The 17,296-nt window shown below is 67.3% G+C and carries 18 protein-coding genes; 12 read left to right on the plus strand and 6 right to left on the minus strand.

Annotation, left to right across the window (positions count from 1 at the left end; all coding sequences use genetic code 11):
* The first annotated feature begins 1 nt into the window (after position 1).
* Complete coding sequence (locus tag KYC_RS17445; protein WP_008164740.1) at positions 2 to 985, plus strand: Csu type fimbrial protein; 984 nt, start codon at positions 2 to 4, stop codon at positions 983 to 985.
* Between the two features lie 18 nt (positions 986 to 1,003).
* Here the strand turns inward: KYC_RS17445 and KYC_RS17450 are convergent, their stop codons facing one another.
* Together KYC_RS17450 and KYC_RS17455 are read right to left on the minus strand one after the other, a co-directional pair.
* A complete protein-coding gene (locus tag KYC_RS17450; protein ID WP_008164742.1) occupies positions 1,004 to 3,067 on the minus strand; it encodes a site-specific recombinase in 2,064 nt (687 codons plus the stop codon).
* Between the two features lie 16 nt (positions 3,068 to 3,083).
* Entirely contained in the window at positions 3,084 to 4,775 is a 1,692-nt protein-coding gene (locus tag KYC_RS17455) for an MFS transporter (protein ID WP_008164745.1), read from the minus strand.
* 220 nt (positions 4,776 to 4,995) lie between these two features.
* On the opposite strand from KYC_RS17455, the gene KYC_RS17460 reads away from it, so the two are divergent.
* Positions 4,996 to 5,427 (plus strand): ribosomal maturation YjgA family protein, encoded by a 432-nt coding sequence (locus KYC_RS17460; RefSeq protein ID WP_008164748.1) that lies wholly within the window; start codon positions 4,996 to 4,998, stop codon positions 5,425 to 5,427.
* Positions 5,428 to 5,475: 48 nt separating this feature from the next.
* Here the strand turns inward: KYC_RS17460 and KYC_RS17465 are convergent, their stop codons facing one another.
* Positions 5,476 to 5,694, minus strand: a complete 219-nt coding sequence (locus KYC_RS17465; RefSeq protein ID WP_050814908.1) for a hypothetical protein — start codon at positions 5,692 to 5,694, stop codon at positions 5,476 to 5,478.
* A gap of 227 nt (positions 5,695 to 5,921) precedes the next feature.
* On the opposite strand from KYC_RS17465, the gene KYC_RS17470 reads away from it, so the two are divergent.
* From KYC_RS17470 to KYC_RS17485, 4 genes are all read left to right on the plus strand, one after another.
* Entirely contained in the window at positions 5,922 to 6,653 is a 732-nt protein-coding gene (locus KYC_RS17470) for an iron-containing redox enzyme family protein (RefSeq protein ID WP_006226804.1), read from the plus strand.
* A 66-nt stretch (positions 6,654 to 6,719) separates the two neighbouring features.
* Entirely contained in the window at positions 6,720 to 7,019 is a 300-nt protein-coding gene (locus KYC_RS17475) for a 2Fe-2S iron-sulfur cluster-binding protein (RefSeq protein WP_008164755.1), read from the plus strand.
* Positions 7,020 to 7,024: 5 nt separating this feature from the next.
* Complete coding sequence (locus KYC_RS17480) at positions 7,025 to 7,351, plus strand: hypothetical protein (RefSeq protein ID WP_008164758.1); 327 nt, start codon at positions 7,025 to 7,027, stop codon at positions 7,349 to 7,351.
* Between the two features lie 4 nt (positions 7,352 to 7,355).
* Positions 7,356 to 7,700: a 2Fe-2S iron-sulfur cluster-binding protein gene (locus tag KYC_RS17485; RefSeq protein ID WP_008164759.1), complete on the plus strand. Its 345-nt coding sequence runs from the start codon at positions 7,356 to 7,358 to the stop codon at positions 7,698 to 7,700.
* A 33-nt stretch (positions 7,701 to 7,733) separates the two neighbouring features.
* On the opposite strand, the gene KYC_RS17490 is transcribed toward KYC_RS17485, so the two are convergent.
* The gene (locus tag KYC_RS17490; RefSeq protein WP_008164762.1) at positions 7,734 to 8,453 is read right to left on the minus strand and encodes a GntR family transcriptional regulator; all 720 of its coding nucleotides are present in this window, start codon (positions 8,451 to 8,453) and stop codon (positions 7,734 to 7,736) included.
* A 79-nt stretch (positions 8,454 to 8,532) separates the two neighbouring features.
* Positions 8,533 to 9,276, minus strand: coding sequence for a sulfite exporter TauE/SafE family protein (locus KYC_RS17495; protein WP_008164763.1), 744 nt, complete (start codon positions 9,274 to 9,276; stop codon positions 8,533 to 8,535).
* A gap of 230 nt (positions 9,277 to 9,506) precedes the next feature.
* Here KYC_RS17495 and KYC_RS17500 point away from each other — a divergent pair, with 230 nt between their 5' ends.
* The 4 genes from KYC_RS17500 (at position 9,507) to KYC_RS17515 (ending at position 14,204) form a co-directional block, all read left to right on the plus strand.
* Positions 9,507 to 11,039, plus strand: a complete 1,533-nt coding sequence (locus tag KYC_RS17500) for a hypothetical protein (protein ID WP_008164766.1) — start codon at positions 9,507 to 9,509, stop codon at positions 11,037 to 11,039.
* A gap of 171 nt (positions 11,040 to 11,210) precedes the next feature.
* Positions 11,211 to 12,671, plus strand: a complete 1,461-nt coding sequence (locus KYC_RS17505; RefSeq protein WP_008164767.1) for an aldehyde dehydrogenase family protein — start codon at positions 11,211 to 11,213, stop codon at positions 12,669 to 12,671.
* A gap of 34 nt (positions 12,672 to 12,705) precedes the next feature.
* Positions 12,706 to 13,185 (plus strand): GlcG/HbpS family heme-binding protein, encoded by a 480-nt coding sequence (locus tag KYC_RS17510; protein WP_008164769.1) that lies wholly within the window; start codon positions 12,706 to 12,708, stop codon positions 13,183 to 13,185.
* A gap of 11 nt (positions 13,186 to 13,196) precedes the next feature.
* The gene (locus KYC_RS17515) at positions 13,197 to 14,204 is read left to right on the plus strand and encodes a 2Fe-2S iron-sulfur cluster-binding protein (protein ID WP_008164771.1); all 1,008 of its coding nucleotides are present in this window, start codon (positions 13,197 to 13,199) and stop codon (positions 14,202 to 14,204) included.
* Between the two features lie 36 nt (positions 14,205 to 14,240).
* Here KYC_RS17515 and KYC_RS17520 read toward each other — a convergent pair whose 3' ends face one another.
* The gene (locus tag KYC_RS17520; RefSeq protein ID WP_008164773.1) at positions 14,241 to 14,678 is read right to left on the minus strand and encodes a universal stress protein; all 438 of its coding nucleotides are present in this window, start codon (positions 14,676 to 14,678) and stop codon (positions 14,241 to 14,243) included.
* A 230-nt stretch (positions 14,679 to 14,908) separates the two neighbouring features.
* On the opposite strand from KYC_RS17520, the gene KYC_RS17525 reads away from it, so the two are divergent.
* Both KYC_RS17525 and KYC_RS17530 read left to right on the plus strand, forming a co-directional pair.
* Positions 14,909 to 16,372: a DUF3300 domain-containing protein gene (locus KYC_RS17525; RefSeq protein ID WP_008164775.1), complete on the plus strand. Its 1,464-nt coding sequence runs from the start codon at positions 14,909 to 14,911 to the stop codon at positions 16,370 to 16,372.
* Positions 16,373 to 16,395: 23 nt separating this feature from the next.
* Complete coding sequence (locus KYC_RS17530) at positions 16,396 to 17,244, plus strand: DUF2950 family protein (RefSeq protein WP_008164777.1); 849 nt, start codon at positions 16,396 to 16,398, stop codon at positions 17,242 to 17,244.
* The last annotated feature ends 52 nt before the right edge of the window (positions 17,245 to 17,296 follow it).

Consider the following 17,296-nt stretch of genomic DNA (forward strand, 5'->3'; position numbering starts at 1 on the left):
TATGAAATCCGCGCTGCTGGTGGCTGCCGCGCTGTTGGCCGGCTATGCGGGATCGGCGCGGGCGAGCAGCTGCACGCTGGGCGCCGGCACGACGGGCACGATGGACTTCGGCACGGTCAATCCGCTGTTGCCCGGCGATACGGTGAACGACGGCGGGCAGATCGCCGTGACCTGCAATTTCACGGTCCTGGCCATCGGCGCGCGGCTGTGCTTCAGCCTGGGGGTGGGCAACACCAGCCCGTCCGTGGCGGCCCGCGCCATGGGGGCGGGAACGAACCGGATGAACTACAACCTGTACACGGATCCCGCCCGCAGCCAGGTCTGGGGCGCGGCGACGGCCGGGCAGCCCACGTCCGTCACGCTGACCGGGCCGCTGCTGGGGGGCGGCAACGTATCCACCACCTTCAGGTTTTACGGCAAGATCCCCGGCGGCCAGTCTTCGGTGCCCACCGTGGCCAACGCCAATACGCCCTATAGCGAAACCTATGCCACCACCGGCAGGCTGGACGTGCTGTTCGGATTGCTTTCGGGCCTGTCGAACTGCCCGCTGGCGGCGCCCACCCAGCGGATCACGATCCCTCTGGTGGTTCGGGCGACGGTACAGAAGAACTGCACCATCAGCGCGACCGATATGGCGTTTCCCGCAAGGGGCACGCTGACCAGCGCCGTCACGGCGTCCAGCCAGATCAGCGTCCGATGCACCAACGCCAACGCGTTTTCCGTGGCCTTGAACGGCGGCTCGGTGGCCGGCAATGTGTCGGCGCGCAGGATGAAGCACGCGACCGCCGCCGATACGGTAGGCTATCAGCTCTATCAGGACGCCGCCTATGCGACCGTCTGGGGCGATGCCTCGGGCGGCGCGCCGCGGGCGGGCGTGGGCACCGGCGCCAACCAGACGTTTACGGTGTACGGCCGCGTGCCGGCGCAGCCGACGCCGCGGCCGGGCGCCTACAAGGACGTCATCACGGCGACCATCACCTTCTGAACGCCGGCCGGACAGGCCTTATGCCTGGCCGGGCGCCGGCCGGGGCTTGACCGGCCAGAACAGCGTGGCGGGCCGTTGCCAGATACGCTGCCGCACGCCGGCCGACAGCGAATCGCGATCGCCGCGGCGCAGGTCGCGGGAACGCAAGGCCACGTTGAAGGCCAGCGCAAAGCTCACGACCACATTGAGCACGCCGGTCGCCGCGGTGCCGGCCACCGCCAGCCAGAAGGCCTGGGTATGCACGATCTCCCAGCCCAGCGTGCCCAGCGCGGCGCCGATCTGCCCCGCGCTGAGCGTCACGTGGCGCACTTCGACGTGCGGGCCGAAGAAGCTCACGATGGCCGGTCCGATGCCCAGCATCAGGCCCAGCGATACGTTGCCCGCGATGCCGGAGATATGGCGCTGCCAGAATCCTGCCCAGCGCACCGCGCCGCGCTCGCCAAAGAGCTGCCGCGTGCGCCGGTCGTACGCCATCACGTCGTGCACCCGGTGCAGCGCGAACCAGTTGTCGGCCCAGCCGGCGATCAGGCTGGACAGCCAGAGCAGCACGCCGGTCGCGGCCGCGTAGATCGGCGTGGGGCCCCAGATAGAGAACGAATCCAGGGTCTCGCTTGCCTTGTCCGCGCTGATCAGGGGGTGGTTCAGCATGTGCGCGGCCACCCATTGCACGGCCCAGGCCATGGGGAACACGACGGCCAGGTTGCCCAGGATGGCCGCCGCGTTCGACCGGATCATGGACAGCGTGTCGTCCAGGAAGGCTTCGCGCCCTTCGGGCGTGTAGGCCGCGTCCAGGCGGTGGGCCAGCGCCGGCCCCGTCATGGCGGGCTGCTTGGTGGCCAGCGTGAAGTGCGCGAACTGGATCACCAGAAAGCCGCCGGCATAGTTCAGCGACGCCAGCAGGCCCTCGATGAACTTGTCCAGGTGCAGCGATACGATGAAGAACTTCAGGTAGACCGTGAACACCATGACGAAGCCCCCGCCCAGCGACGCCTTCAGCATGTCCAGGTATTCGACCGTGTCGCGGGCGATGTAGTGTTCGCCGGTTTCGGCGGTGCGCTCCATCACGCGTCGCGCCAGTTGCGCGAACGACGACGAGGCCAGGTGGCGGATGCTGCTGCGCGCCTGCGTGGACCGGATCAGTTCCGCGATCAGGTGCACGTACTTGTGGCGTTGTGTCGGGTCGACCCATACGCTGAGCAGCAGCTCGATGCGCGCCAGGCGCAGTTTCATGCGTTCGATCTGGAAGACCACCTCGACCGATACGCCGTTCTGTTCGAGCTCGTCGTACACGCCCTGGGCGGCCGCGCGGCAGCCGTCCAGCAGGGCCCGGAACACGTTCAGCCGCCGCCCGAACACATCGCGCGGCGTGCCGGGCGGACTGTCGCAGAGTTCGGTCGCGGCGCCGGCCAGCGCAAAGAAGGGCGTGTCCTGCACACGCCCTGGCAGACGGGAGCGGATGTCCTGGCTGAGCCCCGTGGCGCGCACCTGGCTGACCAGCACCTGGATGCTGCTGGTCAGTGCCTGCTCCAGTCTGGGGGACAACGCTTCCGGCGCGGTGGGATCCGCGTGCTCGCGGCCGTCTTCCACGCGCAGCAGCGCGCGCAGGCGCGCCAGCGTCGCGTCGTCCAGCGATTCGACCCATTGCGCATCGCCGGCCCGGCGGAAGATCAGCGAGAACAGGCTGAACATGTCTCCGCGGTTGGGAGGCGGAGGCAGCAGGCGCGCCTGCGCGCGGTCCCAGAATTCGCCCCAGAAGCCCGGGTGCGAGGCAACGCCCGTGTCGCACAGCAGCGACGTGGGATCGTTGTCGGCCAGCAGCGAGCGCAGCGTGGCGGCTACCGGGGCGGCCAGCACGGGATTGTTCTCGAGCACCTGCAGCAGATAGCGCAGGCGGGCATGCTGCGGGTGCCTGCCGTCCTGCGCCGGCTCATTGCCGGGCCGGTTCAGCCAGCGGCACAGGTCCACCATCCACAGGTTTCGATCGCCCAGCGGGGCCTGCGGATCGGCATTGGACAGGATGACGTCCAGCTGCGGCCCGCCATGCCGCGAAGCCCGCCATTTGCGCCAGAGGGAGGTAAGCATGGACGGACCTCGCGGGTCATAGGGATTCGGGATGGCGGCGCAAGGAAAAGCCCTGCGCTTCGTTCATGGCCAGATAGCTGACGTTGCGCGACACCACCGGCGGCTGGTCGCCTGCATGCAGGGCCCGCAGCTCGTCCAGCACCATCTTGTCGGCCAGCGTCATGCGGTCGATCATGCGCAGGTATTGCATCCAGCTTTCCACCAGGAACATTTCGCGCCAGACGCCCTCGCGCTCCAGGTCGCGGAACAACTGCCACTGCTGCGCGCCGTTGCGCAGGCGCAGCTGCCGCAGCGGCCGCGCCGCGTGGATCAGCGCCGGAAGCTTGTCCTGGTTGATCAGGTATTCCACGGCGACCAGCACCGTGCCGTGCTGGGTATTGAAGCCCGCCGCGGCCAGGGCCGGTTCCGCGTCTTCGGCGCGCGCCAGCGACTGCGTATCCACGTGTTCGGGCATGCGCGACCGAAACAGCAGCGCCACGGTGACGCCCAGCATGATGCCGGCCGCCGACAGCGCGCCGGACACGCCCATCGTCCCGGCGAAGTGGCCCCACATGAAAGAGCCGGCCGCCAGACCGCCGAAGATCGCGGTCTGGTACAGGGCCAGGGCGCGCGCCTTCACCCAGTCGGGAACCAGCAGCTGGACGGTGGTGTTGTAGGTGGCCAGCACGCCGATCCAGCAACTGCCCGACAGCAGCAGCGCCGGGAAAGCCACCCACAGGGTGTTGGTCAGGCCCAGGGCCAGCAGGCAGGCGGCCAGTGCGGCGGCGGCCACGCTGATCAGCCCGCTGGCGCCCCAGGCGGCCCGGGCGCGGCGCACCAACGCGCTGCCCAGGATGGCGCCCACGCCCAGCGCGCCCAGCATGTAGCCATACAGCAGCGCGCTGCCTTCTTCGTGTTCGTGCGCCAGCAGCGGCAACAGCGCCCACAGCGCGCTGGCCGACAGTCCGAAAGCGAACGATCGCAGCATCACCACGCGCGTCACGGTGGAGTGCTGGGTATAGCGCACCGCGGCCACGACGCCCTCGAACAGGCGTTCGGGTGGCAGGCGGCGTTCGGGCAGGTCGCGCTTCCAGCGCCAGATCGCCCAGATCAGGCTGCCGTAGCAGAAGCAGTTCAACAGGAAGACCCAGGACGCGCCCATGGCGCCCAGCAGCAGGCCGCCGATGGCGGGGCCCACCGCCCGCGCCACGTTGAAGTTCACGCTGTTCAGCAGCACCGCGCTGCCGACGTGGGCGCGCGGCACCTGCTCGCCCACGGCCGCCTGCCACGCGGGGGTGACGATGGCGCTGCCGATGGCGATGCAGAACACCGACGCGATCAGCGTGATGGGGTGCAGCAGACCGGCAAAGGCCAGCACGGTGATGAAGATGCCGCCGGCCAGCTCCAGCAGCATGCCGGCCAGCATGACCTTGCGGCGGTCGTAGTTGTCCGCCAGCACGCCGGTCAGGATGGACAGCGCCACCAGAGGGAAGGCGGCGGCCACCTGGATCATGGCGACCATCAGGGGGCTGCTCTGCTCGGTGGTGATGATCCAGGCGGCGGCGACGGATTGCGCCCAGGTGCCCAGGTTGGCGAAGAGGTTCGCGATCCAGATGATGCGGAAGGCGGGAAAGGCAAAGGGGGAAAGCGTGCTGACCTGCAGGACAGGGGCGGGGGCGGCCGGCGGGTCGGCCGGCAGGTCGGTGGAGGCCGAAACAGGCTGCAGCATGAGTGCCTTGTGCGGGGCGCGGACGAGGCGCTTTTTCCGCGCGTGGTCTGGGTCGGTCAATGGTACGCCCAAGGCAGGCCGGTTTGGGGGCTCCTCGCGCTTTTCTATGGGCCTTCCCTGGTACCCTGCCCGTGGCGTGGCCCTGACGGCCGCGCGCATTGGCCTGGCCGCGCCCTATTGGACGCGCGCCGCAGTTTCACTATTTACGTTTGCTGATTCAATGACCCTGACTTTCAACGGGCGCGCGTTCGCCGCCCTGCTTGCCGTGACGGCCGTGCTGGCGGCCATCGCCACCCTGGGCGCGCCCTATCCCTTCCTGCGGGGTTTCGTGGGCGACGTGGTGGCCGTGGGCTGGGCGTACCTGCTGTACCGCAGCTTCATCCGGGCAGGCGTGCTGCCCCTGGCGCTGGCGGCGCTGTTCACGGGATACGCCGTGGAACTGGGCCAGTACCTGGCCCGGCAATACGGCTGGCGCTTCGAGCAACCGGTGCTGCGGGTCGTCTTCGGCAGCGTGCCGGACTGGTGGGACGTGCTGGCCTACACCGTGGGCTTCGCGCTGGTGCTGATGCTGGCCGGCGGCCAGGCGCGCCGCCAGCGGAGCGCTGCGCTGCGCGATGCCCGCATGCAGGTCAGCCTGCGAGCAAGGCGCTAGCCGCCGCATTTCTGCCCGGGGCGTCGGCGCCCGGGCTCAAACCTGGTTTCAACCGGCCTGGCAGACCGTGTCGTCGCGCTTTTGCGCCCGCACGGCGCTTGCGGCTGCGCGCAGCGGCTGCAGGCGGGCGTTGCGGAAAGGCGCCAGGCATTCAGCCCAGGACGAGGGAAACAGCGGGGTCGCATGGCGGACGGCATCGCGGCGGGCGTAGTGGGCAAGCAATTGCTGGCCGATCGGGGTGTCTCCAAGGGGATGGCGGGTGTTCATGGTATTTCCGTATTGCATTAAAAGTGTATTCATTGTACGGGTTTGCCCCCGTTGCGTCCAGCCCAGGTCATTGCATGGCAAGTGCTTGATCTGAAAGAAACTGTCCCTGTTTTAAGTGTGTTTCTCCGGGATTGCCCTAGCAGTTCAAAACAGTAGACGGTATACAATGTTCACCATGCCGGGCTTCGACAGGCCTGGAATTTCTCCCACTGGACCTGGAGCGAGTCATGGCAGAACTGATGAACCGAGATGAATTCCGTACCGCGCTGGAAAACGCGATCAAGGGCAAGAGCGCCAACGCCTCTCCCTTCTCCATAGCCTGGGCCGAGGGCAAGCTCAGCCGCGAACACCTGTCCCGCTGGGCCGAGAACCACTACCACTACGTGGGACCGTTCGCCGACTACCTGGGCTATCTGTACGCCCGCACCCCCGACACCTATACCGAGGCCAAGGATTTCCTGCTGGCCAACATGTACGAAGAGGAAATCGGGGGCGACCGCCACACCGACCTGCTGATCCGCTTCGCCGAAGCCTGCGGCACCACCCGCGAAAGGGTGACCAATCCGGACAACATGTCGCCCACCACGCGCGCCCTGCAGAGCTGGTGTTACGCCGTGGCCATGCGAGAAGACCCGATTGTCGCGGTGGCCGGCCTGGTGGTGGGCCTGGAATCCCAGGTGCCGTCCATCTACCGCAAGCAGACGCCGACGCTGCGCGAAAAGTATGGCTTCACCGACGAAGAAGTGGAGTTCTTCGATTTGCACATCGTGTCCGATGAAATCCACGGCGAACGCGGCTACCAGATCGTGCTGGAGCACGCCAACACGGTCGAACTGCAGCAGCGCTGCCTGAAGATCTGCGAGATCGGCGCACAGATGCGGCTGCTCTACACCACGGCCCTCTACACCGACTACGTGCAGCATGAAATCAAGCTGCCCGAACTGGGCCTTGCCGCCTGACACCCCGCGCGCGGCCGCCCGGCTTACGCCGGCGGCCGCCGGACCGCAGCTCCTGGACGAAGACTCATGCCTACCGTTGTGTTTCATAAAGGCGGCCAGACCTACACCGATGTGGTGAAGGACAACACCAACCTGGTGGTGCGGGCCGGCATCAAGCAGTTTCCGTTTCCGCATCTGCGCTACGAATGCGGCATGGGAAAGTGCGCCAAATGCGCCTGCCGAGTCCTGTCTGGGGCCGAGCACCTGCCCCCGGTGAACTGGAAGGAAAAAAAGCAGCTGGGCGACCGCGTCGACCAGGGCTACCGGCTGGCGTGCCAGCTCTGGCTCAATAGCGATATCGAGCTGACGCAGGATGTGGAGGCATAGCGGCCATGGAATCCACCTACGTGATCCTGACCTCCAAGCCCGGCGTCTTCCGCACTGAGGCGGGCGACGGGGCCGACATCATCGAAACCTACGACTACGTGTTCTACGGCCGCGCGCTGGCGGTCTTCAGCATTGCCTTGCTGCGCCGCGAGATCAAGCTGGTCGTCACCGAGGAAACGCCGCCGTACGTGGTCAACCACGTGCCGTCCAAGTTCCTGGAAAAGTTCGCGTCGGTCGACGCCGCCCGCAAGGAGCTGGCGCACTTGACGCGTTTTGGCAGCATGGAGTCGGCGTTGACGCTGAGGTCCGGCGCCATCGCCGCGGAGCACTGAACACATGGTCCAGATTACTTTCATCTCGAACGGCGGCATGGTCGCGACCGCGCCGGAGAACAGCAATCTGCTGCGGGTGTCGCTAAAAGAAAAGGGCGGCATCCCGTTCAAGTGCGGGGGCGGCCTGTGCGGCACCTGCAAATGCCGGATCGAAGAGGGGCTGGAGAACACCGACGCCATCAAGCCCAAGGAACGCAAACACCTGCGGCCCGAGGACTTCGAGGCCGGCTACCGCATGGCCTGCCAGACCTTCGTGAACGGGGACGTCAAGGTGTCGTGGGTAGTGCAGAACGGCAAGGGTATTGTCGTTGGCGCGGCGCCCGGCCCCGTGGAGGCCGCCACGACCTAGCGGCGGCAGGGCGGCCGCCCGCCGCCCGCGGATTCAGGCCACCGACGCTTGCGGCGGCTGCTGGGCCTCGGTGTAGGCCTTGGCGGCGTTGTGCACGTGCTGGCTGGCCAGCAGCGCAGCCAGATCGCCATTGCCGGCGATGACCGCGTTCAGGATCTGGGAATGCTCGTCCCAGTTCTGCTTGGCGCGCCGCATGTTGCTGGGCGCGAACAGCAGGGCCGTGCGGTCGCGCAGCGAGCGCATCAGATCGGTCAGCACCACGTTGCCGCCTATGGTGGCCAGCATTTCGTGGAACTGCGAATTCAGGGCCAGGAACTTGTCCAGTTTTTCGTCGCGGGCGGCTTCCGTGCCTTCGCGCAGAAAGGCCTGCAGGCGTTCGACGGTCTTTTCGTCGCGGCGCTGCGCAGCCAGCTTGGCGTTCAGGCCTTCGAGCGTGGCGCGCACTTCCACCATGTCGTAGGCCACCGCGTCGGACAGCACCGAGACGGACGCGCCGCGCCGGGGCTCGATCGTGACCAGGCCTTCGGCCGCCAGTGCGCGCAGCGCCTCGCGCACGGGGATGCGCGACACGCCCATTTCTTCGGACAGACGCCCTTCCACCAGCCGGTCGCCCGGGGTGAACTCGCCGCTCAGGATGCGCTCGCGCAGCTTGTCGCGGATGACGGCAAAGAGCTGCGGATGCTGCTCGCCGATCTTCAGCGAGGTGGAGTGCTGCGTCTCTACGGCTTGCGGGCTGACGGGGGAAGTTGTCATGGCGAGCAGGGTTGGCGTAATGGATACAGTCTCCATTGTATTACCGGGTGTAGCCGGGCGTCGCAGGAAGCGTGCCGCATCAATGCACCCAGAATGCCTTCACCAGCACCCCCACCGCGCCCACGGCGCAGGCCGCAAGCAGGACGGCGCGCACGGCGCGCGGGGGCAGCAGGGTGCGCAGCCGGTTGGAGACCGCAAAACCGGCCAGCAGGAAAGGGGCCAGGCTGAGGGCCAGCCCGACGTGGTAGCCCGTGTAGCGCTTGGCCAGCGCCAGCATGGCGAGCGAAAAGATGGATCCCAGGAACAGCACCATGCCCAGCGTGGCGCGCAGGCGGTCGGGCGCGGCGTGCTGCAGCACGATGGCGATGGGCGGCGCGCCTACCGAGGTCATCGTGCCCATGATGCCGGAAGCCACGCCCGCGCCAGACACCCGGCCCGGGGTGGCCGTAAAGCGTAGCCCCGCCACGCTGAGCGCCACGGCGATCAGGATCATGCAGGCGAACAGCACGCCCAGCGCCTGCGGCGCGAAACGCGCCATGGCGTAGATGGCGATCAGCGTGCCGACCGCCCGGCCCGCCAGCGCATAGGTCACGGCGGGCCAGTCGATCGCGGCGCGCTCGCGCAGCGCGGTCAGCAGGGAGATAAATCCGCCCAGCGTCAGCAGGGGACCGGGCGCAAGCTGGGGAAAGAACATGGCCGCCACGGGCGCGGCGAACATGGCGAAGCCGACGCCGCCCACGCCCTGCGCCACCGCGGCGCCGAACACCACGGCCGCCATGGCGGCGTAGTGCGGCAGATCGGAAAACGGCAGGGAAGACAGCATGCCTCGCACTTTGTAAATTATGTATACGATAGTCTATCCATGATTTTCGGCCGTGGCGTGGACAATCCAGAAAACTAAGGGTAAACCCCTGATTTTTGGCCGATATTCATCAATTTTTCAGAATTATCGCTTTCCCTAGGCGGTGCATATTTCAGTTGGTATGGCATTCAACGAAATATAGTATACCGAGTGTGGCGACCCAACAGCCACGTAAACAAGGGGAATAGCGCATGCAATCCGACGTCGTGCTCAATGCCGCTCATTGGATATACCTGATCAGCGTGGCCGCGATCATCCTGACGATGATCCTGCGGGCCAACGTGGTGGTGCCGTCCGTCATCGGCACCTTCCTGGTGGTGCTGGCCATCACCGGCAACCCGATCAGCGCGCTGATCGGCATCTTTTCGGCCAGCTTCGTGGCGGCGAAAGAGCTTTTCAACATCTTCCTGGTCATCACCTTCATGACCGCCCTGCTCAATGCGCTCAAGACCCTGCAGGCGGACGTGCGCATGGTGCAGCCGTTCCGCAAGGTCATGCGGGGCGGCCATTCTTCCTTCCTGATCATCGCGCTCTGTACCTATGTGATCTCGCTGTTCTTCTGGCCCACGCCCGCCGTGCCGCTGGTGTCGGCGATCCTGCTGCCCGCGGCCATCGCGGCCGGCCTGCCGCCCCTGGCAGGCGCCATGGCCATCGCGATCGCCGGCCAGGGCATGGCGCTGTCCTCCGATTACGTCATCGGCGTGGCCCCCAGCATCAGCGCCAAGGCGGCCGGCGCCGCGGTCAGCGCGGCCGTCGTCGCGGACCGCGCCCTGGTGCTGTCGCTCATTACCGGCGGGGTCGCCCTGATCTCGGCGTATCTGCTGGTGCGCAAGCACATTGTCGCGGCCGATCCGGCCCTGCTGTCGGCCTGGCAGGCCCGCGCGCAGGACGGCAGCCTGGCGCGCATTGAGCAGTCGGGCTCTTTCGACAAAGCCGAGCTGGCGCGCGGCACGATGGGCGCCGATCCGGCGCTGCCCAGCGGCCCCGTGCTGAGCGACGAGGAACGCCGCCGCGTGCGCTGGTCCAAGACCTTCGCCGTGGTGACGCCGCTGGCCTTCCTGGCGGTGATCGCGGTGATGGTGCTGCCGCGCCTGTTTCCGTCCCTGCCCGCGCTGCGCGGCGGCGATGCCGCGGCGCTGGTGGGCGGCGTGGCGTTCGTGGTGATGATGCTGGTGACGCTGGCGGCCGAGGGGCCCCGCAAGATGCTGGACGTCTGCCCGGAACACGTGACGGACGGCTTTGTTTTCGCGTTCAAGGCCATGGGATCGGTGTTGCCGATCGCCGGCTTCTTCTTCGTGGGCGCCAATGAAACGGCCGCGCAGATCTTGGGCGTGCCGCAGGCGCAGGCGCCGGGACTGCTGTTCGAGGTGATTTCCGCCGCGCAGCACCTGATTCCGGAAAACCATTTCCTGGTCGCCTTCGGCGTGCTCATCGTCGGCATGATCACCGGCATCGACGGCTCCGGCTTCGCCGGCCTGCCGCTCACCGGCACCCTGTCCGGCGCCCTGGGTCCGGTCGTCGGCGTGGATCCGGCGACGCTGGCGGCCGTGGGCCAGATGGGCGCGGTGTGGACGGGCGGCGGCACCCTGATCGCCTGGTCGTCGCTGATCGCCGTGGCGGGTTTTGCGCGGGTGAACGTGCTGTCGCTGGTGCGGGCGCTGTTGCTGCCCGTGCTGCTGGCGCTGTTTGTCTCCACCACCTGCGCCGTGCTGATCTGGAGTTGAACCCGGGCTCCTACGCCACGGAAAAGGGCTCCTGCGGGAGCCTTTTTCCTGTCCGGAAGGTCGGGTTTCCACGCATCGTCTCGAAGTGATTAAAGTATACAATGTTCAGCATATAACCCAGCCGCCCATACCCCGCCTGCCCGGCGGGGCCAAAGAATAGGAAGCGCTCCCGTGGACGATCTCTCGCAGCAGACCTTTTTGAACTACATCGGCGGCAACTGGACGCCCAGCGGCACGGGCAAGACCGCGCCGAACATCAACCCGGCCGACACTGCCGATATCGTGGGCCGATTCCAGGTTTCCGACGCCAATGACGCCCGGCTGGCGGTGGAAGCGGCCGATGCGGCGTTCGCCGCCTGGCGCGACACCCCGATTTCCAAGCGCGCGGCCATCCTGTTCCGCGCGGCGCAATACCTGGAAGACCATGCCGACGCGTTCGCACGCGAATTGACCCGGGAAGAGGGCAAGGGCCTGAACCTGGCCAAGGACGAAGTGCTGCGTTCGGCGCAGACGATCCGCTTCTATGCCGTCGAGGGGCAGTCCTTCACCGGCGAAACCTACGTCAACGACGATCCGGACATGATCGTCTACAGCCAGCGCGAACCGCTGGGTGCGGTGACGGTGATCTCGCCCTGGAACTTCCCCATTTCCATCCCCGCGCGCAAGATCGCGCCCGCGCTCATCACCGGCAATACCGTGGTGTTCAAGCCGTCGTCCGACGCGCCGCTGTCCGGCTATCGCCTGACCGAAGCCTTCGTGCAGGCCGGCCTGCCCGCCGGCGTGCTGAACTTCCTGACCGGACCCGCCGGGGCGGTGGGCGAAGCCATCACCGGCGCCGCGCAAGTGCGGGCCATTTCCTTTACCGGGTCTACCGCCGCGGGCGAACAGATCCACCGCAGCGCAGGCCTGACCACGCGCACGCAAATGGAGCTGGGCGGCAAGAATCCGCTGATCGTGCTGGCCGACGCCGACCTGGACCGCGCGGTGGACCTGGCCGTGAAGGGCGGGTTCTCGCTGAGCGGCCAGGCCTGCACCGGCACCAGCCGCGTGCTGGTGGACGCCAAGGTAAGCAAGGCCTTTACGGAAAAGCTGCTGGCCAAGATCAAGACGCTGACCATCGGCAACGGCCTGGACGGCAACTTTGATCTGGGTCCGCTGGCGACCGCGCGACAGCTGGACAACGTGCTGGGCTATGTCGAGATCGGCAAGCAGGAGGCCACGCACCTGTACGGCGGCGACCGGCTGCAGGGCGCGGGCTTCGACCGCGGCTACTACGTGACGCCTGCGCTCTTCGCCGGCGTGACCCAGCAGATGCGCATTGCCCGCGAAGAAATCTTCGGACCGGTGATCGCGCTGATCGAGGTCGACGGCTACGAAGACGCCATCGCCAAGGCCAACGATACGGAATACGGCCTGTCGGCGGCCATCGCCACCACCGACGCGCGCTACGCGCACCGCTTCGCCCGCGACATCCAGGCAGGCACGGTGAAGATCAACCGCACCACCACCGGCAACCTGATCAATGCGCCGTTCGGCGGCCTGAAACACTCCAGCACGTCCACGTTCCGCGAATCGGGCCGCGTGGGCCTGGAGTTCTACACCCAGATAAAGACCGTCTACCGCGCCGGCTGACGGCGTCCAACCCTATTTCACAGAGGCTTTGCACATGAAACAGATCTATCGCCTGGAACTTGAAGAAGCGCGCGTCATGGTGCGCGCCGCCATCGCCAAGTCGCAAGAGATCGGCGTGCTGGAATCAATCTGCATTGTGGACGACGGCGGCTATCCCATCGCGCTGGAGCGCATGGACGGCGCCCGCATCACCGGCCCGCAGATCGCGTGGAACAAGGCGTTCACCGCAGCGGGCCACAAGCGTTCGACGCACCTGTTCAACACGCCGCCCAACGGCCCCGCGCTGCCGGGCAACGAAGCCTTCGGCATCCAGTGGAGCTTCGACGGCAAGTTCGCGGTGTTCGTGGGCGGCTTCCCCATCGTGGTCAACGGCGAAGTGATCGGCGGCGTCGGCCTGAGCGGCGGCAACGGCGAACAGGACACCAAGGCCGGCCTGGCCGCGCTGGCGGCGCTGGCGGAACTGCTGGAGCCGCGCGGCATGAAAGTGCTGGTCGAAGCCGACATCAAGAAATAGGCGAGGAAGCCATGGCCTACCGCGTGCATATCCTGGAAACCGAAGAAGCCTTCGACGTCGAAGAGGGCGAATCCGTGCTGGAAGCCGCGGAGCGTTCAGAAGTGAAGCTGCCGCACGAATGCACCTTCGGCGGATGCGGCACCTGCCGCATCAAGCTCGCCTCCGGGACGGTGCGGTACGAAGAATTCCCGATGGCGCTGACGCCCGAGGAGGCCGAAGAGGGCTATGCGCTGGCGTGCCAGGCGCGCCCGACGGCCGACCTGTGCATCAGCGTGGCCAGCAGCCGGCAGACGTTTCCCGAGCCGGCCCGCATTCCCGCCACGATCCACCGCATCGAGCCCTATGGCGACGATGTCATCCACCTGACGCTGGCGCTGCCCGGGCAGGGGATGGACTACGTGCCGGGCCAGTACATGAACGTGGTGCTGCCGGACGGCGAAACGCGCAGTTTCTCCATGGCTTCGCCGCCAGCCGGCAACCTGGTGGACTTCCACGTGCGCCGTATTCCCGGCGGGCGCTACACGGACCAGTGGCTGGGCCAGGCGCGGGCGGGCGCGGATGTCGAAATCGAAGCGCCCCTTGGCGTGTTCAGTTATCACGAGGAAGACTGGCGGCCGCTCATCATGATGGCCACCGGGACGGGCATCGCGCCGATCAAGGCCATTCTGGAATCCCTGCTGGATAACGAGGACTGCCCGCCCGTCACCCTCTACTGGGGCATGCGCACCGAAGCCGACCTGTACCTGCGGGATGTCATCGAGAGCTGGGTGGGGCGTTTGTACGAATTCAACTTCGTGCCCGTGCTGTCGCGCGCGGGTGAAGGATGGCAGGGGCGCCGGGGCCATGTGCAGCAGGCCGTCTTGGAAGACCACGAGGACCTGTCGGAACACGCCATCTACCTGTGCGGCGCGCCCGAGATGATCCGCCAGGCCAAGAGTCTGCTGGCGGGGCGCGGTGCCAGCCTGGACCATATGTACGCCGACAGCTTCACCTTCCAGCACGAACTGGCGTCGGCGTAGCCGGCCGCGCCTGGCCGGCCGCGCACTGTCGCGCTACTAGCGGTACACCAGCACCGGCAGCTTGGTGCGCGCCAGCACGCGCTGGGTCTCGCTGCCCAGCAGGAAGCCGGTCATCCCGTGCCGCCCGTGCGAGCCCATCACGATCAGGTCGCACCCCTGTTTCTGCGCCGTGTCTACGATGGCTTCGTGCGGATGGTCGTTGACCATCACGATGGCCTCGCAAGGCACCAGCGCGTGCCGCGCCTCGGTTTCAAGCCCATCGAGATACGCCTGCGCGTTTTTGCGCGCCTGGTCGGTGTGGTGCGTCTGCGTGGTGCCCAGCATTTCGGCCTGGTAGACCAGCAAGTGGTCCTCCGGGATGGCTCGGATGAGGGTGATGGTGGCGCCCATTTCCTTGGCGAAGACGAGCGCGCGCTTGAATGCCGATTCGGACAGCAGGGAGCCGTCTACGGCGATGAGCAAGTGCCTGTACATGTTGCCTCTCCTTGAGGAGAAGGAATGCCGGGCTGCGGCGAATCCAGTATAGGCCCGCCGCCAGGCGCAATCCAGTCCGGCATACGGAGGAGGAGGGGCGCTGATCGCCGCCAGGGGGCCAAGAGCGCGCAACGCTTCCAATGCGCCTTTGATCGGCATATATTGTCTTCGCGATATCCGGCGGTTCCCTCCTTGCTTGTGGTTTCATGCTTTGCGAACGGAGAACGGAAATGCGGCGACTGCAAGAGTGGTTCATCGGTTTGGTGTGCCTGGGGCTGGCGGTCTGCCTCCCCGCCGCGGCGCAGACCAAACTGACCAACGCCCAATTGGACCAGCTGATGGCGCCCGTGGCCCTGTACCCGGATGCGCTGCTGTCGCAGATCCTCATGGGGTCCACCTACCCCGACGACGTCGCCGCCGCCGCCAAATGGTCGGCCGCGCACGCCCAGCAATCCGGCGACGATGCCGTCAAGGCGGTCGACGGCGAATCCTGGGACCCCAGCGTCAAGTCGCTGGTCGCCTTTCCTTCCGTCATGGACATGATGGGCCGCGAGCCGAACTGGGTGAAATCCGTCGGCGACGCCTTCTTGGCGCAACCCGATGGCGTCATGGATTCCGTCCAGCGACTGCGCACCCAGGCCCAGAAGGCGGGCAACCTGAAGAGCACGCCGCAGCAGACCGTGAAGACCACCACGCAAAACGAGAAGACCGTCGTGGTGATCGAACCGGCGGACCCGCAGGTGGTGTACGTGCCCAGCTACAACCCGACCGTGGTGTACGGGACGTGGGCGTATCCCTCCTATCCGCCTTACTACTATCCCCCGCCGCCTGGGTCGATGTTCGCGACGTCGCTGGTCGCCGGCATCGGTTTCGGGCTGGGGGTCGCGGCGATCAACTCCATGTGGGGCGATGCCGACTGGGGGCATGGCGACATCGACATCGACGTCGACCGCTACAACAACATCAACGTCAACAATCGCATCGACCGCAACAACGTCAACAACAACCGGTCCACCTGGCAGCACAATGCCGCCAATCGCGGCAATGCGCCCTATGCCGACCAGGCCAGCCGCCAGCGCTTCGACAGCCAGCGGCAGGCGGGCCTGCAGAATCGTGCGCAGGCCGGCGGCCAGGGCACCCGGGCCGCTGCCGCGGCGCCCGCGGCCGGTTCTCGCGATGCTGCCCGTGAGCGCGCGGCCCAGTCCTTTGAAGGCCGCACCGGCCAACCCATTGCCGGCCACGATGGCGGGCGCGGACAGGGTGCCGGCCGGGGCGAAGGCGCCGCAGGCCGCGGACAGGGCCAGGGACCGCAAGGGGGCCAAGGCGCCCGGGACCGCTCGTCCGGCGTATCCACGCAGGACAGGGCGCAAGGCCGGTCGACGGGCACGTCTACGCATGACCGGGCTGGCGACCGCGCATCCGGCGTCTCTACGCAAGACCGGCAGGCCGCGGCCCAGCGCCAGCGCGCCGACGAATCCGCGGCGCGCGACCGCGCGCGCGCGTCCAACAGTCACAACGCGCTGAGCGGCGCGGGGGACGGCGACCGCATGCGGCAGCAGAACCAGCGCGGCGAAATGAGCCGCGGCGGGGGCTCCCATCGCAGCACCGGCGCAAGCGCGCCGCATCGTGGCGGCGGCGGGGGCGCTCCCCATCGCGGCGGTGGCGGCGGCCGGGGCGGCGGCGGCCGGAGATAAGCACCATGAACAACGGAGGTCTTATGACGATTGCTCGTTTGCGCGCGCTTTGCGCCGCGTCGGTGCTTGCGCTCGGCTTCGCGGCCCCCGCCATGGCGCAAAGCGTGTATCCCAGCGCCCAGGCGGCCGCGCAGGCGTTCACCGACGCGCTGGCCACGAACGATATTGACGCCCTGGCCAAAGTGCTGGGCCCGAACCACAGGCAGCTCGTGCCGGGCGGCGTGGACCAGGAGGATATCTACCGGTATCTCGCGGCATGGGTGCGCAAGCACGACATCGTGGCCGACGGCGGCCGCTCCTGGGTGGCGGTCGGCGATTCCGGATGGACGCTGCCGGTGCCGATCGTGCGCGCGGGCCAGGGATGGCGCTTCGATCCGGTGGCGGGCAAGGCGGAGATCCGCCGCCGCGCCATCGACCGCAACGAACTCACCGCTATTGAAACCCTGGAGAAGCTTCAGGCTGCTCAGACCCGCTACAAGCAGGGCGTGGGCCAGGGCCGGTATGCGGGCCGCCTGGTCAGCCGCGCCGGCTACCGGGACGGGCTTTACTGGCCCGAACTGCCCGATGCGCCGGAGCAGGCCTTTGGTCCGGACGCCCTGGCCATGGGGCCGGACGTGCCGCTGGACGATGCCTATTTCGGCTACCGCTACAAGGTGATCCCGGGCGGACAGGACAATTCGTACCGCATCGTGGCCTGGCCGGCCCGGTACGGCCAGACGGGCATCGGAACGTTCGTCGTCGGACCCGACGGCGGCGTGATGGAGAGCGACCTGGGGCCGTCGTCCGCGGCGCGCGCTGCGGCGTTGCGCGAACGCGATATCCGCGACGGAAACTGGGTCGACGCGAACGCGCAACCCGCCGCCGCGAAGTGAATTCTCCGGGGCGAAATCGGGGCCGGATTTGGGCCCTGATCAGGGCCATATG

This window comes from Achromobacter arsenitoxydans SY8, from assembly GCF_000236785.1.
Classification (GTDB): Bacteria; Pseudomonadota; Gammaproteobacteria; order Burkholderiales; family Burkholderiaceae_B; genus Achromobacter; species Achromobacter arsenitoxydans.

What these genes read in the sequence shown, in the direction of transcription:
- KYC_RS17530 (WP_008164777.1), top strand. Translation starts at nt 16,396, where the DNA reads ATGACGATTGCTCGTTTGCGCGCGCTTTGCGCCGCGTCGGTGCTTGCG.
- KYC_RS17490 (WP_008164762.1), bottom strand. Translation starts at nt 8,453, where the DNA reads ATGACAACTTCCCCCGTCAGCCCGCAAGCCGTAGAGACGCAGCACTCC.
- KYC_RS17495 (WP_008164763.1), bottom strand. Translation starts at nt 9,276, where the DNA reads ATGCTGTCTTCCCTGCCGTTTTCCGATCTGCCGCACTACGCCGCCATG.
- KYC_RS17465 (WP_050814908.1), bottom strand. Translation starts at nt 5,694, where the DNA reads ATGAACACCCGCCATCCCCTTGGAGACACCCCGATCGGCCAGCAATTG.
- KYC_RS17510 (WP_008164769.1), top strand. Translation starts at nt 12,706, where the DNA reads ATGAAACAGATCTATCGCCTGGAACTTGAAGAAGCGCGCGTCATGGTG.
- KYC_RS17455 (WP_008164745.1), bottom strand. Translation starts at nt 4,775, where the DNA reads ATGCTGCAGCCTGTTTCGGCCTCCACCGACCTGCCGGCCGACCCGCCG.
- KYC_RS17500 (WP_008164766.1), top strand. Translation starts at nt 9,507, where the DNA reads ATGCAATCCGACGTCGTGCTCAATGCCGCTCATTGGATATACCTGATC.
- KYC_RS17445 (WP_008164740.1), top strand. Translation starts at nt 2, where the DNA reads ATGAAATCCGCGCTGCTGGTGGCTGCCGCGCTGTTGGCCGGCTATGCG.
- KYC_RS17475 (WP_008164755.1), top strand. Translation starts at nt 6,720, where the DNA reads ATGCCTACCGTTGTGTTTCATAAAGGCGGCCAGACCTACACCGATGTG.
- KYC_RS17520 (WP_008164773.1), bottom strand. Translation starts at nt 14,678, where the DNA reads ATGTACAGGCACTTGCTCATCGCCGTAGACGGCTCCCTGCTGTCCGAA.
- KYC_RS17515 (WP_008164771.1), top strand. Translation starts at nt 13,197, where the DNA reads ATGGCCTACCGCGTGCATATCCTGGAAACCGAAGAAGCCTTCGACGTC.
- KYC_RS17450 (WP_008164742.1), bottom strand. Translation starts at nt 3,067, where the DNA reads ATGCTTACCTCCCTCTGGCGCAAATGGCGGGCTTCGCGGCATGGCGGG.
- KYC_RS17470 (WP_006226804.1), top strand. Translation starts at nt 5,922, where the DNA reads ATGGCAGAACTGATGAACCGAGATGAATTCCGTACCGCGCTGGAAAAC.
- KYC_RS17485 (WP_008164759.1), top strand. Translation starts at nt 7,356, where the DNA reads ATGGTCCAGATTACTTTCATCTCGAACGGCGGCATGGTCGCGACCGCG.
- KYC_RS17525 (WP_008164775.1), top strand. Translation starts at nt 14,909, where the DNA reads ATGCGGCGACTGCAAGAGTGGTTCATCGGTTTGGTGTGCCTGGGGCTG.
- KYC_RS17460 (WP_008164748.1), top strand. Translation starts at nt 4,996, where the DNA reads ATGACCCTGACTTTCAACGGGCGCGCGTTCGCCGCCCTGCTTGCCGTG.
- KYC_RS17480 (WP_008164758.1), top strand. Translation starts at nt 7,025, where the DNA reads ATGGAATCCACCTACGTGATCCTGACCTCCAAGCCCGGCGTCTTCCGC.